Consider the following 15,209-nt stretch of genomic DNA (forward strand, 5'->3'; position numbering starts at 1 on the left):
GGATGCCAATCCCGACCGGCCACCATTTCGCAACCGGCAACGTGCAACATGGGGGCGCCCGACCCCATGTGTCAAGAATGATCTGTGTAGCATCAGAATAACCGCCCCTGTTTATGAGTATCCTTGCGAACGGGATCCGCCGCCCTGGTCAACCGGGATCCGGTCGCCTGGCGCCAACGCGCTTCGGCCTTGTCGCGACATGCCGCGCACGCCCATAGCGACCGCTGGCCCGGTATCTGCGCGCGCCGCCCGCCGGGACGGGCAAACCCGAAAGGCGCATTCTGCGCCCCGCAGAGATCGCACGGCCGCCCGCTCATGCTGCCACCCAGCCCGCCGAGGCGGCCAGACGCCGCAGGATCCAAGCGACGTTCGCCGTCGCCATCGAATTTCCCAAAGCCTTGTATTGCGGCCCATCCGGGCAATCCTCGGCCGCCTTGCCGCGCCAAGGGATCCGGCAATGATCGTCGGGAAACCCTTGCAGCCGATGACACTCGACCGGCGTCAATCGGCGCACCTCCCATGATGCTTCGGCCCCGACCGCAACCGTCGGCACGCCTCGGCCGGTCCCGTCTTCGCTTGCGTCGAACCCTTCGGCCGTGAGCGCGTGAGATCTCGCGCCGGTCGCGCTCACCACGACATGCGCGCTCTTGTCGGTTCCCGTCGTCAATGCGCCGACCGTCTGGCCCTGCTCGAAAGCACCGTCGTTCCCCGTCACCCGATAGGCTATCGCGGGCGGCCGGTCCTGCGCCGAAAGCGTGTGACAGGGATCGCCCGCTTTCGGCGCCGCGCGGTTTGTCGGGCTTGTGATCTGCCCCTCATTGAACGGAAGCGGCCGCGCGCCTCCGTAGGCAATGAAAGGCGCCTCATGGTTGCATGTCAGCGTCGGCGCACGGCCGACGGCGATCTCGGCGCCGGCCTGTCCTGTCGCTACGGCGACAAGCCCGCCGTCTAGCTCGAAATCCGTCCCGAGGCCGCCACCGCCGCCAATGCGCGCGCTAAGGGTTCCGGCAACGTCTTGCCCCGATTTTCCGCCCTGCGCAGGATCCCCGCGCAGGCCCTCGCGCTCAAATAATACCGCGGCAGGATCGCAGGCCCCTCCAAAATCGACGACAAGAAACACTCGGCGGCGTCGTTGGGCGACTCCGAAATATTGAGCGTTGAAAACCCGCCATGCCGCCCGTGCCCGTGGCCCGGACACCATACCGACACCCGGCCAGCTTCCGCCGCCTGGCGCGAGTAGGGGATCATCTGCCCCGACAAGTCCCGCCAAGAAACATCCGAAAGCGTTGTTTTCATCGGAGAGGACGCCGGGCACGTTTTCCCAGACGACGGCGAGTTTTCCATCAGGTCGAGCAGCGACAATGTCATGACAGATCCCCACAAATTTAAGGGTAAGGTTTCCGCGCGGATCGGCCGCGCCTTGCCGCGCGCCGGCGAGCGAAAACGCCTGACACGGCGTCCCGGCGAATATCAGATCAGGGAGAGGGACGCCGCGCCGGGCGAGCAGCTCCGGGCCGACTTCCGTCATGTCGCCCCAGAGTAGCGGCTCGCCCTGATTATGCAGCTCCGGCACCTTGTAGGCGAACCGCTCTTGCAGGACGGCGCGCGGGAAAGGGTCGATCTCGGAGGCGAGCCGCCAATCGACCCACGGCGCCGCGATCTCGGGCGCGCCGATCCCCGAACAGAACGTATACCCGACGGGAGCGCCGACCGGCGCGGCCGTACGCATCACCCCTTGCGCGCCGCGGCGGCGCGGATCTGCTCGCCATATTTCGCGATGCGGTCCCAAGCGTCTTCTTTGAGGCGTATCCCGATATAGCCGGTGTCGGATCGTTTCGCCGGCGTGAACTGTTGCCCGTCCGGCCCCTTGAAACCGCCGTTTGCACGTTCCTTGAAATGGTTCGCGACCGTGCGCGTTCCCCAAGCGCCTTGCTCCGTTTCGATCATCCAGCCGAGGAAAGCGTCGGTCAGATCCCGCGCCCGCAACCAGTCGTCGCTTGCGCCGGTGATCTCGCATTCGGTCTTGAGGAAAAGCCGGATCGGATCGCTCGCCTCGCGATATTCTTCCGTCGCTTCCCGGATAGAGGCCGGAATTTGCAACCCCGTCCGCAACCAGTCGAGACACCCCTCGACCATCCATGCAAGTATGCCCTCGCGCTCGGCCCAGAGCTTTTCGGGCAGGCCCGCGTCAACGTCGCATTCCGCGATCTGCTCTTGCCAAGGCACCAGCAACACGCGCCGCCAAATACCATCGTCGCCGCCCCGGATCTCCGGCTTGTGATTGCCCGAGATATTGAGTTTGAACTCGGGCTCGACCTCGACAAATTCCTGCATCATGCGGCGGATCATGATTGCCTCGCCGCCGGTAAGCGCCTTTATCATCGCCTCTTTCATCCGCGTGCCGCGCTCGGGCTCGGAGGCCCGCACAAAGCGCGCGCCCGGCAGACGAACGAGATCCGGCGTTGCATCCGACCCCTTGCGCTGCTCGGACCCGGTAAGCGTCTCAATCGGAACCGTTGTGCCGTAGTCAGAAAGGATCTTCGCAATCGTATCGGTAAAGGTGGATTTTCCGTTGCGGCCGCCGCCGAAATGAAAAACGAGCTTTTGCTCAGTCGTCTTGCCGGTCAGGCAATAGCCCGCCCACCTTTGCAAGAAACGCTGCATCGCCGGATCCGGCTGCACGCGATCCAGAAACTCGCGCCAGAGACGGCATTTCGCGCCCTTGTGATAGGCCACCGGGACAAGCTTCGAGATCATGTCGGCGCGGTCGTGCGGGTCGAGCTGCAACCGCCAATCGGGATCGCGCCGGCCCCAAGCTTCGGAATGCGGGTCCAGATCCAGTTGAAAGCGGATCGTGCCGTTTGCGACGTTGAGCGCGAGCGGATCCGAATTGAGGTCATTGATCCCGCAGGCGACGGCCGTGCGTGCCTCTACCATCATGTTGGATATTTTCCCGGAGTTGCCGGAGTTGCGCGCATGCGAGCGATGCGCCGACTTGCGTTTGCCGAAACGCTCTTTGATGTCATCGGCGCGGCCGACAATCTCCCGCAGCTCGCGCAGCCGCTTGCGATCTTCGTCGCTCACCTGGTCGCGCGGCATCTTTTCGAGATCGCGCAGCTCGCCGGTCAATTCCCGGCCAAGCTCGATCGCGTCGCGCTCCCAATCTTCGAGCGCGAGGAACTCGATTTCAGAGAGGATCCGGCCCGCGATCTTTTGTGCATCGGCACGCACCTTCAATTCATCTTCATCCGCGAGCCACCGCTCGCCCTGCCACCGAAACCACCCGAGACGCGGGACAAAGAGAATATCCCGGCCGAAATAGGTCAAAAGCCGCTGGCCGTTCCCGTAGTCGTTCAAAGGGAATTGCGCCCCCTCGGCCTCGGGCGGTTCCTGGTACGTCTCGCCTGGCGGTATCTCGCGATCATCGCCGCCGCCGGAATCCGCCGGCGGATCCATCGGCGGAATGATCTCGGCCCGCGCGCAAGCGTCGCGGATCTCCTGTCGCCCATCCATTTGCATTTCCTTGCCTTGCCCGGATCTTGCGCCCGGTTCCCGTTCGTCAGATCCCGGCGACGTGCCGGACGGCGAGGGCGATACCGCCCCAGATTGCGAGCCCGAGGCAGGCCGCCCCGATCAGCCCGAGCAATCGGTCGAGATCATCACCCCGGCCCAGGTCGGAAAATTCCAGATCATGCCGGCCCTCATTCGTCGGTCGCATCGTCGGCCCCTTTCAAAAGATCGTTGAAATCCTTGCCCTCCGGCGCCGGCGCGATCTCGGCCAGGAGGCGCCGATTGCGGCTCATGGCGCGACGCAACCCGGAAAGCAGTTTTGCCCGCGTCTCTTTCGGCGCGCTGTCGCCGTCCTGAAGGAAGATCAGGCGCCCGAGCCAAGGCGGAGGAAGGAATGCCTCGGCGTCTTCGAGATCCGGCTCGCCAGAGTGACGCACGCCGTCGCGCTTGAGCATGACACCGGCCATATTGCCGAGGCTCACGCCCGACCAGAAAGCCGCGCCGGGATATGCCCCTGCCATCATGACCGAGGCCGTCGTCTCGATCCCCTCGCCGACGACAAGCGTTCCGCCCTCGGGCGGCAACGGCGAGAGGCGGATCGCGCCGCCCTTGACCGACCCGCGCGTGAGCTTCGCAGGCTGCGCCTTTCCGTCAGGCCCGAGGATCCCCGCCTTGTGTCCCGGCCGCGCCGGGTCGATCCAAGTTTGATGCACCGCACGCATGGACCGATCAGGCCCCCATACGGCCGAGATCATCGCCGGCCCCCTGTGCCACTCGCGCGCCTCGCCCGCGATCTTTCGGAAGTATCCATGCGACGGCAGGCAGCGTATCGTCGGCGGCCACGGGTCAAACGTGATCCCCCGACCGGAGAGATAGGCCCGCACCGGCGCAAGGTCGCAACCCTCGGCCGAGTCCCAGATCTTGCCCGCCTGACTGATCGCCCGCGCGCGCTCGCGCGCCGCGAAATCTTCACGCTCTTTCTTGTCGGCCGCGCGCTGTTTTTCGCGGCGCGCGATCTCGGCAGGGTCGGGGACAACATCGGAGGCGCCGACAAGATAATCGAGCGCCTCGGGAAAGGTGCATGTGAGCGCGAGCCGGACCAATGCGAGACCGTCGCCGCCCTCGCCGCATTTGCGGCAGTTGAATACCTGCTTTTGCGTGTTGATCGCGAACCGATCATTTCCGCCGCAGTCCGGGCAGGGTCCGGCGCGTTCCGTTGGCGAAATGCTTGTCAGCTTGAGATTGAGCCTTTCGGCAATGGCTTCAATCGGGATCATTTGCGCCTCGGCCCGCCGGCCATCATCACGCATCGGGATCCCCGGTAATGACGAAATCTGCCGAGGCGGTCAGACGGTATCCGACCTTTGACCATGCCGTGATCTCGACCGGGATCCTCGCCCGTGCGAGCCGTTCCCGCAGGCAAGCCACCCGCGCATATATCACGCGATCATCCGGCCAATCGGAGTGCGGCCGATCAATGTTCGCCGCCGCGTTCAAGGCCCGCAGCGATACGAACTCGCCGCGCCGACGGTCGAGCGCGTGCAGGATCCGCGCCTCGGCCGCCGGCAAGCGCAAGCCGAGATCGGCCAGCCGCTCAAAAAAGCCGTCGTGCGGGTCGAGATAATAGGCGAGCAGATCAAGCGCGTATCCGACCCGCTCGGCCTCGGGGCGCGCCATGACCTCGGCCCTAAGAGCTGCCGACCTCATGGCGCCACCTTGCGCGACCACCGCGCACAATCCACCGCCGAGGCGCTCGGCAATACCTCGACCTGATAGGCCACGCAAAACCCCGGCCGCGCCTGGCGCAAGCGCCCGGCGAACTGCTCGCAGGATCCGCACAACCTGCGCAGGTGAAACGGGCAGTTTCGAGAACCCGGCATCTGATCGGACGGCCGCCGCGTGAGGGGCTTCGGCGGCACAAGGCCATCATAGAAGCCGCCGCTCATCGCCCGGCCCGCCGATGCGCCCCGCCGACCACCGGCGCGAGGGGATTGCGAGGCAAGGCGCCCGGCGCGTCCCGCAACAAGCGGATGTATGCGGCGATGATTTCCGGGAAAAGCGCCTCAACCGGGACACCGGCCCTGTCGGCCAACGCGCGAACGTCCCGCCTCACACTCGAATCAAGATCGCTTTCGGACATTCCCGGCTGCATCTGATCCACGCCACGCCGCAACCGATCAGGCATCGTCGCCCCCGGAAACGGCCGAGGGTATCGGGTCGAGCGCGGTTCCCGCCTCCTGCGCGCGCGCCATGAGATCATTGGAAATCATCGCCGCCGTACCGAGCCGCAGATCGCGGTCGGGACCGGCAAGGAAGTGCCCCAGAGTGTTTTTTCCGAGGCCCAATTCGGGACCGTATCCGCCAGCCTTGAGGCCGAGCCGCACCAGTGATCCGGCGAGCCAGACCCGGAACGATTCGGGAGGCGGAATCACCCCCACACGGTCGGAGGATACCTCGCCGCATTTTGACTGAATTTTCATCATGCCCACCGCTTGCTGAGTTTAGAAACTTCGGAACCTCAATCGTCCGGCCCCTTATTAAGCGCATTGCACATTATAATGTGCAATGTAAATAAAAATATGCACCGCCCCGCATGCCGCGAGGTTGTCACTTTTTAGACCTTTTCCCTGTTTACTGTGCTAAGGTATGGAGATTATCGACTGAAACGGATTGCGAGAATGCTTGATATTATGATGGATCTACCGGACCCGCGTCTCGACATAGCCCGCCGCAACTTGCGGATTGCCGTCGCAATGAGAGAGACGAATTTTGCAGAAGTAGCCCGTAAAGCGGGCATGAGCCGAAACACGGTGTCGCAATTCGTGAAGGGAAAAACCTCACTGAGCTACGCAAACATGCTGCTGGTGTGCGAGGTGTTGCAAATACCCATCGGCCTTATGCATCGCCCCGACGCGATCTCGGAAGGTCGCTTGCGGCTACATGCAGCCCTGGAGCAACTCCCCCCGCACCTGCTCGAAAAGGCTATCGACCTGGCGCGAGGGGAGGCTGACTAACGCGCGTCGCGCCCTGCCGACTGCCGCGTTGCTTCGGTCTTCGATAAAGCCTCGACCTTCTCAGCCAAGCGCAAGAGATCCGCTTCGCGCCAGTCCTTCGTTACCTCATGGACCGTATAAATGCTGACTTCATCCTGTTTCACCCCCGGCATTCTGCCCCCAATTCTTGCGAGAAAATTATCGCCCGGATTCTCGGGCCGCTACCCTATCGCGCAAAACACGTATGCTGTGCAACCGCGCTGTTGTGTTGACCTTGCACATTTTAATGTGCAATTCATGCCCCCGAGAACAAATCGGAGGCTCGCATGCGAGAACAAAAGATCCCGACCAGCCCGGCCCACCGTGCCGCGCAGCTCATGGCCGATATGTGCCTTGCAACCGCGCTCGCCCTGGCCCCCGTCGCGGTTGCCGCAGCTCTTGCCGGCCTGTTCCTGCGATGACCGGCGAGCCGTTGCTATCCACCCCCGAGGCGGTTGCGTTCCTGGCGTCCCGAGGCGTGCAGACCTCGCGCCGCCTGCTCGACCAGATGCGCGCGGAAAACGCCCTGACATGGATTCGCGCGCGCGGCCGGGTTCGCATTCTCTATCGTCCCGCCGATCTGGTCGCGGCGTTTCTGAGTGAAGGGGAGGCCGCGACATGCCGCTCAAGAAAACACGCCGCACAAAGGCCGGGAACTGGTACTTGCGCGGCTCCGTCGCGGGAGTCTCTATTTATGAAAGCACTGGAACAAGCGACGCGGCCCGCGCCGAGGCAATCCGCATCCGGCGCGAAAGCGAAATCCTCGACCGCAGCGCATATGGCAAGGCCGCGACGCTAACCTTTGCCGAGGCCGCGCTCGACTACATGCGCGCCGGAGGCGAGTCGCGCTACCTCGCGAAGATCCTGCAACACTTCGGACCCGACAAGCTGCTCGCCGAGATTGACAATCCGGCCCTGAACGATGCGGCGGAAGCGATCTATCCGACGGCCGCACCCGCCACGATAAATCGCCAGCTCATTGTCCCGGTTTCGGCCGTGGTAAACCTTGCGGCCGAGTCCGGCCTGACCCACTACCGGAAATTTCGCCGCCGCAAGGGAGACCGGATCCGAACGCGTTGGCTGACCCCGGAGGAAGCCGAGGCGCTGCTCACCGCGGCGGCCGAGCTGCAACCCCACATCCTGCCCGCGATAGCTTTCATGCTCGGCGCCGGCTGTCGGGCAGGCGAGGCGCTTTCCGTCACCGTGGCCCGGTTCTACCCGGCGACCGGCGAGGCGCATCTACCAGATACGAAAAACGGCCATGCGCGCATGATACGCATGCCTGAGCGCGCGCGAGACCTCGCACTCGCGCGCCCCCTGCCGGAAACCGGCGCGATCTGCCGGACCCCCAAGGGGAAGGCGTACAAGCTCAATACGGGATCCGGCGGCCAGCTCGCCGCCGCCTTCGCCGAGGCCGTGATCGCCGCCGGGCTCGACCGGCACGACGTCACGCCGCATACGCTGCGCCACACTTGGGCAACCTGGTATTACGCGCAAACCAAGGATTTCGGCGGGTTGCTCGACCTCGGAGGCTGGCAAAAATCGGACATGGCACAACGGTATCGGAAGATTGCGCCGGCTGACCTCGGCCGCCGACTGCTTGCGCATGGTTGGGATTTTCGCACGCTCGGCGAAAGGATCCGCCCGCCAAGCCAAGACGGAACCGCCGCCGCCCCCGCGCCGGTCCTCCAGGTCATCAAGTGATCCGACGCGGCAGTCCTGACGCTTGACGGATCTCGGCGGCGAGCCGTTCCAACTCGTGTATCTCCTTGCTGCGCGGCATAGATAGCGCGGTCGTTGCCGTCTTCAGATGACCAGCAGCCGCGGAAGCCGGGCAAGATTTACCGCCGCCAGCGTGAGGATGAGGCGCGAGCACCCTATCGACGCCCCGCTGGACAGTCTGCGTTGCTCCGCCGACCGTCTAACGCATGCCGACGCATCATTTTTTCGGCGCCTTCCCGACCTATTTCGAAGTTGATTGCGAATTTGTTCTTTCGCCAATGTTGCAATTTCGCGCAAGACACAGCAATCATTGTAAAAATCAACGTGAACGAGGGTAATATGAAAAATTCCGTTTGTTTTCTCCTATTGGCGGGGCTCCTGGCAGCCTGTGCGGAAACTAGCGTTCAACCGATGTCGAAAGATCGTTTCAAAGTTCAGACTCATGCGGCACCTGCTTGCGGCCCAACCGGAGCGCGTACTCTCGCGTTTAAGGCTGCAGCTATCGAAGTCATTCGGAAAGGGTATGACAAGTTCATCATTGAGCAAGATACGACTGGCTCAGGTCTGCAAGGCGACATTTTCAACGGAATGTATCAGAATTTTGATCAGGGAATGGTCGTGAGGTTGATTCCTGAAAGATCCTCAGAGGCGCACAATGCTTTGTCAGCAAGAGAAATTCTTGGGGGCGATTGGCAAAAAATAGTCAGTGAGGGCGTTCCGAATACTTGCGCCTAACAGGGGGCTGAAAGAGCCTGACGTGTGGAACCGTTCCCCTCTATGTGGGTTCTGTGTGGGGCTGGAGCATGGGCACGCAGTCCTGGCTGCGACTTCCCTCGTCAGGCTGCAAGCCGTTTCGGTAGACTCGCTAGATTACAGGTCGGCATTGTCAGCGTGAAGCGGGCGCGCATGGGCTCAATGTCGCGATACATGTTCAGTGCCATGCCGCCGACGCCTTTGGCCCGCCGAATGGTTCCTAGATTTTTTTCCGGCGCTGCTGAGGTTTGGCGTAGCCGGGGTGCCGGGTGGCTCTGCAGTCAATGGTTTAGTGCCGCGACTTCTGGACGACATGCAGGGTCACCACCATCTGGCGCAGTTCGGCGCCAAAATTTGCGCTGCCCAATGCCGCCCGGCAGGACGGATCCGGGCGGCGTCGAAATGTTCGACGTTCACGCGACCATCGGGAGGATAGGGCGGGAAGCGGAAGTTCGCTGAGCATCGCACGAGTGACCGCGATGCGCTCGAAGGCGACCGACAGGGTGGGCGAAAAATGGCCGCCTGACGCAACGCATTCAGAATGGTTCCTACAGTGCAGGAAGCCAGCCCATACACCTGTAACCTGACTGATGCTTGGAAAGCCGCGGTCAAGTAGAAGAAAGAAGACCCTCGACGGACCACACAATCCCTAAACTAAATTTGTCTTAGCGCACCATCTAAAATCTAATACCGAAGAGCCCGCCGCCTGCATCGTCCGACAGTCGAGTCGGCATGATGAAATCAGTAGGGTCAAAAATCGCTTCCCCGCTAATCTCTTCTTCGTGCTTGATCTTCTGCAAGTCATCCGAGTTCATGGCGACGATATACTGAACGCCAAGCTGTTCGGACTTCGACTGAGCCAACTTGAGTGCAAGACCAATTTGTCGACCGTCGACACCATCGAAAATATGGCTGTCATGGATCAAGAACCCCGGAAATCGGTCACTCTTCTTCGCGGTCTCGACAAGCAACCAATCAAAGCAGAATACCTGCATGTGATTCTTGCCTCCACTCTTCTTTCCAACAATGTCAGTCTCGATCGAAAGGCCCGCAACTCCTCGTGACTTACCTAAGATAAGCTGGCCCGGTTCGTCATAGAGGAACTTTGATGTTTCGCCAAAAGCCTGAACTGCGAACTTTCTGGCCGCCTCTCTTTCAATGATGTCCTGGCCGATCAAATCTACAAGGTCGGTGATTTCCCGACCCAACCGCTTGCGATCTTCTTCCACGTCCCTAAACCGTGGGATTTGTTTTCGAAGGTCAGCTTGTTCAGCTTCTAGGCGGTTCAAGTCGGACTGCAAAAGCGTCAGTCGCTCAATTGCCATCCCTGAACGAAGCAATGCAAGCTTGTCCTTTAGGCTGTCCTGCAATCTATTGATTTCGGTCTTGCGAGAAGCCAACCGCTCCTGCGCATTCTTCTTTTCGCGGCGAAGGTGCAATTCACGGTTCTTTGCTACCTGCGCATGAAACGCTTCAACTTGTTCAAACCGCGTCTTAACTTGATCGGAGAAAAAAATCCCCACTTGCTCATAGACGCTCCTTAGATCGGATGCAGAGGCGTCTTCAACCTCTCTAAGCGCCAGATCAATACTCTCCACAAGGTCCAAGTCTTCAAGATTGGCCTCGTTCAAGTCACGAATGCGGCCCGTGAGTTCATTCGCTGTGACTTCGTGCTGGCGATAACCGTCCACCACCGATGCGGATGTAACTTCTTGGCGCTTCGATTCAATTTCAGTATCAAGCAAGTCCAATCGCGCCTGCATTTTATTAACGTCTAATGCGCCATCAGTCAGGTAGCCATTCTTGATCATTTTCGCCAATGTATCGGCGTCTTTCTTCTGATCTTTCTTAATCTGCAGTTTCTGGGGCAGCCTCCAGTCAAATCCTAAGAGGTATGAAAGACTGACCTGGCTATCCCAGTCCTGTTGCGATGAACTGTTCATTTTTGGGCTAGCAAAGCCACCGTTGCGCTCTTTGCGCACAAAATAGGCAAACAGCGCCCCGAACTTGGGTCCGTAGGTTTGAGCGGTGTCTTCCTCTGAGAGTGAAAACCACCTCAACGCCAACTCCTTGCGAAGGTTCTTTGGCGTAATAGCGGCTCCATCCTTTGTGAGATAGTCGGATTTTGGATTGCTCTTCTTGCAAATCACAAATTCGGAGCTGCCATCAGAAAACTTGCCGCAGAATTCAGCGCCAATTATTTCAGGTTTGTGGAAGTCATCGTCCGCATTTCTCTTTTCAGCCACAAGGTAATGGACTAGCTCTATAAAGCTTGTCTTGCCAGTTCCGTTTCGGGTTTCCTTCGCACCAGATGATTCATGGCGCTCAGCTACAAGTATGTTAAGCCCGCTCTTGAAGCGGAGTGGCTTGAAAGTGGCGAGTGTGCTGGTGATTTCTACAATCATTGATTCATCTTCTTTATCAAGCCAGACTCGAATCTGATCGCCCCAATAGAAAACAAGAAATCCATAGCCAACAGAAACCAGTCGAAGTGAATCGTTGACAGTTCGTTCGCTCGCCGATCTTCTTGAATGTCGCTAAACAGGCGTGAAACGGTCTTGTCTCGATCCAGTAGCGCAAGAATCTCTGCTCCAACACCTATGAGAGCATTTTCGGTTTTGATGTGTTTGGTGGGCATCAACATGGAGCAACCTGCGGCACATTTTCGAAAATATCACAGGCGTCCAAGTAGTACGCCACAATCACATATGCAGCGGCTGATACTGTGGCAGTCTCACCGCCGCCACAGAAAAAAAGCAGCTTGCCCAATATTTCATCGGGGTCGTATCCAAACTCCTTAAGTTCGATGTATTTAGCCCGCATTTCGGCTTGGATAATCGAGGCGTTCTGAGGGTTCGGCATCCCCGCAATATATCTATCCACTACATCAATGTGGGGTCGCGCGCGACGAATGTCATACTTCGAATCTGGGCTGAGCCTATTGAAGTCAAGCTTTGACTCGTCTGGTATGTCGCCAAAATTCGTTGGATCAGGTTCAACACTCCGGGCTTCCACAATTTTCTTGAGGAGTGGTCGTATATGAGCCATCTGAACTTCATTGAAGTTAAGGCTTGCTGATGGATATACGTCAATCATCTTCTGCATGGACAATTTGTCGTGCAGTTCGTCTTTCAAGAAGCTGCGGCAGGCAGTTGAAATTTTTAGCGCAGGGTATTCCTTCCTAAGTTCCTCCAGTTTGTCGCTGGCTGACGTCGGCAGTCCTTCAACATTGTTGTGAACCAAGACCCATTCGCTTAGCTTTGGCCAGTAACTTAGAACTTCTGGAAAGCTATCGGCGATTTTGGCCTTTGCTTGTTCGGCAAATGTCTTAGGGGATTCTGGTGCGTAGCACTGGAAAACCGTTTGGGTTGATATTATCCTGCCATCGCTTTTCTTGTCGCCGCTTCGTCCCCCGGCTTTGATCAATTCAAAGTCGGTCCCGTAGACCCTAGAAGCCATACGAGCAAACCAGTCTTGAAATCTGGTCTGGTTCAACGTTGCGAAAGCGTTGTCGAAGTGAATATCAAAGTCGGACTTTTTCATGAGACTCTTCTACCCTCTACGTTCGCGTCATTCTGCACACTGTGTGAACGATCGCAATGGACTAGGACCGGTCATCCGCTGCGTCTGGCACGAAGGTCGGCTGTGGGTCGAAGTGCCTGACAGCCTGGAATCGGATGCACGATGAGCAGCGTCCGCCACCTGCGCGTCCTGGTCATTCATTGGATGCGCAGGGAAGGTCGGCTTCCCGCCCAGCCGCCCTCGGCGGGCAGATAAACCGGCGCCGCGCAGCGTACACTCATATAGTTGTCGAGTGGCTTACAATAATCTTCTTGAGGTCGTTCCGGAGATTGGAAGGGTGCGGATACCGGCGCACCCGCAATAACCATGGCATGATCTGCGAACCCGTGCAAAATCTGTGCAGGAGATTGCAGCGATGCGGCGTTTATATAGTAATATCAAGAGGATATTCCAAATGCGTGCGACCCTTAGCAGGGGTGTGCCTTCGACCACTCGGCCACGTCTCCACCGTCGCGTATAGCCAAGCCCGTGTGCGGACCACAAGGCGAAATCGGGCTGTTCGGAAAATATCTGCCCTTTGCTGTGGCGTCGGGGGGGGGGCGGGCGCGGGGGTGGGAGAGCTGCTGGTATCGCGTTGCGTTTTGCGGCACCTTTCCGGCGTTCGCACCGGAGACGGCTGCCGCGGTGCCGAGGCTGTTCGGGGCCGCAGACCCACAAGGAGTTGCCATGATGGACCCCCGCAAGCTCGAGATGACCGTGTTGATGACGCCCGACATGGCGAATTTCAGCGGAAAGGTGCATGGGGGTGCGCTGCTCAACCTGCTCGACCGGGTGGCGTTTTCCTGTGCCTCGCGGTTCTCGGGCAGCTACGCGGTCACGCTCTCCGTCGACCAGGTGATGTTCAAGGAGCCGATCAATGTCGGCGAACTGGTGAGCTTCCGGGCCAGCGTCAACCACGCGGGGCGGACCTCGATGGAGATCGGCATCCGGGTCGAGGCCGAGGATATCCGCCAGGGCACCCGGCGGCACACGAATTCCTGCTATTTCACCATGGTCGCCGTCGATGAGGAGGGGCGCCCGGCGCCGGTGCCCGCGCTCAAGCTGCTGGACGAGGTCGAGCGTCGCCGGCATCGCGCCGCGGAGGCGCGCAAACGGCTGCGCAAGCAGTTCCACGAGGATATGAAGCGCGCCAGCGAACACGGCGGCTGAGACCGGCGTCGCGGGCGGGAATACCTGACCTGAAGGGCACTGGACCGACTCGGGGGGCTGTGGCACTCTCGGATTGGTTGTATCGTTTCGCCTTTTCACATCGGGATATTCGTCATGTCACTTGCCGCCGTCTTCGTGCCCGGAATCATGGGCACCGAACTGAAACTCCCGAGCGGCGAGGTCGTCTGGCCGCCGAAGGTGACCGAGACGATCTTCGGCTACAACCGGATCGACAAGCTCCAGTCGCCCGATCTGCGCGCGACCGAGGTCATCCGCAACGTGAGCTGCGTGGACTTCTACAGCCCGATCCTGGCGCTGTTCCGCGAGATGGGTTTCGCCGCGCAGGGGGCCAAGCGGCTGGTCGAGCACCCCTATGACTGGCGGCGCGACCTGTTCGATCTGGCCGACGACCTGGCCGACATGCTCGACACCGTCGATGCGGACGAGATCGTGCTGGTGGCGCATTCGATGGGGGGGCTCATCACCCGGCTGATGCTGGAAACCGGCACCTATGCGGGGCGGCCGTTCTTTCACCGGATCTCGGGCTTTTTCGCCCTGGCCACGCCGCACAACGGCGCGCCGCTGGCGCTGGCGCGGGTGATGGGGCTGGACAAGGCGCTGGGGATAAGCCGCGAGGATTTCAAGAAACTCTCGGCCAACCCGGCCTATCCCTCGGGCTATCAGCTTCTGCCGGCGCCGGGCGAGGATGCCTGCTGGGACACCACCAACGGATCGAAGCTGAAACCGCTGGATTTCTACGACCCTCAGGTCGCGGCCCGGCTGGGGATGAAACCGGCGCTGGTGGCGCGGGCGCGGGCCGTGCACGACGCGCTGAACGCAGGGGCCGCGCCCACGCACATCCGGTATTTCTATTTCAGCGGGGCGGGGCACAAGACGGTGACCCGGGTCAACATGGACGGCCAGACCGCCTTCGTGGTGCAGACCCCGGATGCCGGGGACGGCACCGTTCCGATGTGGAGCTCGCTGCCCCGGACCGAGCAGAAGCAGGTGGTCATCAACGAACACGCCAACGTCTTTCGCGGCACCCCGTTCAAGCGGGTGTTCTTCCGCCTGTTCGGCGCCGACGCGGGGGCGCCGCTCGAAGCACCGGTCTTTGCCGGGCTCGAAGGGACGGAACCGGAGCCGGTGCGCATCTCGCTGCAGAAGCCGGTGTTCGGCGAGGACGAGCCGATCGAACTGGTGCTGACCTCCGAGACGCTGATGACGGCGCTCGAGGGACGGCTGGTCTTCGACCGCATCACCGAGGCCGACGCGGTGGAGGCCGAAGCCGCCGCCGCGGAAGAGGTGCTTTATCGCGGCCCCGGCATCAATGCGCTGGCCATGACGCTGAAGACCAGGCTTTCCCCCGGCTTCTACGAGCTGCGGTTCGAGGGCGACCGGCCGCTCGAAGAGCGCGTCGTGGTGGCAATTTCACGCTAGCGGTCCGGTACCCGAGAGGAG

The 15,209-nt window shown here is 60.6% G+C and carries 15 protein-coding genes and 1 pseudogene; 6 read left to right on the forward strand and 10 right to left on the reverse strand.

All coding sequences use genetic code 11. The features are described from left to right. Window positions 1-313: 313 nt before the first annotated feature. The 6 genes from ACN0RJ_RS08270 to ACN0RJ_RS08295 all read right to left on the reverse strand — a co-directional run bounded on the left by ACN0RJ_RS08270 (window position 314) and on the right by ACN0RJ_RS08295 (window position 5,999). Entirely contained in the window at window positions 314-1,729 is a 1,416-nt protein-coding gene (locus ACN0RJ_RS08270) for a DNA cytosine methyltransferase (protein ID WP_417724072.1), read from the reverse strand. Further along, window positions 1,729-3,513, reverse strand: coding sequence for a phage/plasmid primase, P4 family (locus tag ACN0RJ_RS08275; protein ID WP_417723971.1), 1,785 nt, complete (start codon window positions 3,511-3,513; stop codon window positions 1,729-1,731). The genes ACN0RJ_RS08270 and ACN0RJ_RS08275 overlap by 1 nt, the downstream gene beginning before the upstream one ends. A 46-nt stretch (window positions 3,514-3,559) precedes the next feature. Beyond that, the gene (locus tag ACN0RJ_RS08280; RefSeq protein ID WP_417723972.1) at window positions 3,560-3,718 is read right to left on the reverse strand and encodes a hypothetical protein; all 159 of its coding nucleotides are present in this window, start codon (window positions 3,716-3,718) and stop codon (window positions 3,560-3,562) included. Continuing rightward, window positions 3,702-4,820, reverse strand: a complete 1,119-nt coding sequence (locus ACN0RJ_RS08285; RefSeq protein ID WP_417723973.1) for a hypothetical protein — start codon at window positions 4,818-4,820, stop codon at window positions 3,702-3,704. Before ACN0RJ_RS08285 ends, ACN0RJ_RS08280 begins: the two co-directional genes overlap by 17 nt. Continuing rightward, window positions 4,813-5,187 carry a helix-turn-helix domain-containing protein gene (locus ACN0RJ_RS08290; protein WP_417723974.1) on the reverse strand — a complete coding sequence of 125 codons (375 nt, stop codon included), beginning with the start codon at window positions 5,185-5,187 and terminating at the stop codon, window positions 4,813-4,815. The genes ACN0RJ_RS08285 and ACN0RJ_RS08290 overlap by 8 nt, the downstream gene beginning before the upstream one ends. 500 nt (window positions 5,188-5,687) lie before the next feature. Continuing rightward, window positions 5,688-5,999: a hypothetical protein gene (locus ACN0RJ_RS08295; protein ID WP_417723975.1), complete on the reverse strand. Its 312-nt coding sequence runs from the start codon at window positions 5,997-5,999 to the stop codon at window positions 5,688-5,690. 201 nt (window positions 6,000-6,200) lie between these two features. Here ACN0RJ_RS08295 and ACN0RJ_RS08300 point away from each other — a divergent pair, with 201 nt between their 5' ends. The 4 genes from ACN0RJ_RS08300 to ACN0RJ_RS08315 all read left to right on the forward strand — a co-directional run bounded on the left by ACN0RJ_RS08300 (window position 6,201) and on the right by ACN0RJ_RS08315 (window position 8,999). Beyond that, entirely contained in the window at window positions 6,201-6,524 is a 324-nt protein-coding gene (locus tag ACN0RJ_RS08300) for a helix-turn-helix domain-containing protein (protein ID WP_417723976.1), read from the forward strand. A gap of 305 nt (window positions 6,525-6,829) precedes the next feature. After that, window positions 6,830-6,964 (forward strand): hypothetical protein, encoded by a 135-nt coding sequence (locus ACN0RJ_RS08305; protein ID WP_417723977.1) that lies wholly within the window; start codon window positions 6,830-6,832, stop codon window positions 6,962-6,964. A 196-nt stretch (window positions 6,965-7,160) separates the two neighbouring features. Then, window positions 7,161-8,246 (forward strand): tyrosine-type recombinase/integrase, encoded by a 1,086-nt coding sequence (locus ACN0RJ_RS08310; protein WP_417723978.1) that lies wholly within the window; start codon window positions 7,161-7,163, stop codon window positions 8,244-8,246. Between the two features lie 357 nt (window positions 8,247-8,603). Continuing rightward, window positions 8,604-8,999, forward strand: a complete 396-nt coding sequence (locus ACN0RJ_RS08315) for a hypothetical protein (RefSeq protein ID WP_417723979.1) — start codon at window positions 8,604-8,606, stop codon at window positions 8,997-8,999. 101 nt (window positions 9,000-9,100) lie between these two features. Here the strand turns inward: ACN0RJ_RS08315 and ACN0RJ_RS08320 are convergent. From ACN0RJ_RS08320 to ACN0RJ_RS08335, 4 genes and pseudogenes are all read right to left on the reverse strand, one after another. Then, window positions 9,101-9,378: pseudogene (locus tag ACN0RJ_RS08320) on the reverse strand (IS5/IS1182 family transposase); the annotation flags it as partial. Window positions 9,379-9,694: 316 nt separating this feature from the next. Continuing rightward, the gene (locus tag ACN0RJ_RS08325) at window positions 9,695-11,422 is read right to left on the reverse strand and encodes a DUF2326 domain-containing protein (protein WP_417723980.1); all 1,728 of its coding nucleotides are present in this window, start codon (window positions 11,420-11,422) and stop codon (window positions 9,695-9,697) included. Beyond that, complete coding sequence (locus ACN0RJ_RS08330) at window positions 11,419-11,655, reverse strand: ABC-three component system middle component 6 (RefSeq protein WP_417723981.1); 237 nt, start codon at window positions 11,653-11,655, stop codon at window positions 11,419-11,421. The genes ACN0RJ_RS08325 and ACN0RJ_RS08330 overlap by 4 nt, the downstream gene beginning before the upstream one ends. Next, a complete protein-coding gene (locus ACN0RJ_RS08335; RefSeq protein WP_417723982.1) occupies window positions 11,655-12,560 on the reverse strand; it encodes an ABC-three component system protein in 906 nt (301 codons plus the stop codon). The genes ACN0RJ_RS08330 and ACN0RJ_RS08335 overlap by 1 nt, the downstream gene beginning before the upstream one ends. 708 nt (window positions 12,561-13,268) lie before the next feature. Here ACN0RJ_RS08335 and ACN0RJ_RS08340 point away from each other — a divergent pair. Then, on the forward strand, window positions 13,269-13,748 hold the full coding sequence (locus ACN0RJ_RS08340; protein WP_417721021.1) for an acyl-CoA thioesterase: 480 nt from the start codon (window positions 13,269-13,271) through the stop codon (window positions 13,746-13,748). A 114-nt stretch (window positions 13,749-13,862) separates the two neighbouring features. Beyond that, on the forward strand, window positions 13,863-15,188 hold the full coding sequence (locus tag ACN0RJ_RS08345; protein WP_417721012.1) for an esterase/lipase family protein: 1,326 nt from the start codon (window positions 13,863-13,865) through the stop codon (window positions 15,186-15,188). Window positions 15,189-15,209: the final 21 nt, after the last annotated feature.

This window comes from Salipiger sp. (genome assembly GCF_048261495.1).
GTDB lineage: Bacteria > Pseudomonadota > Alphaproteobacteria > Rhodobacterales > Rhodobacteraceae > Salipiger.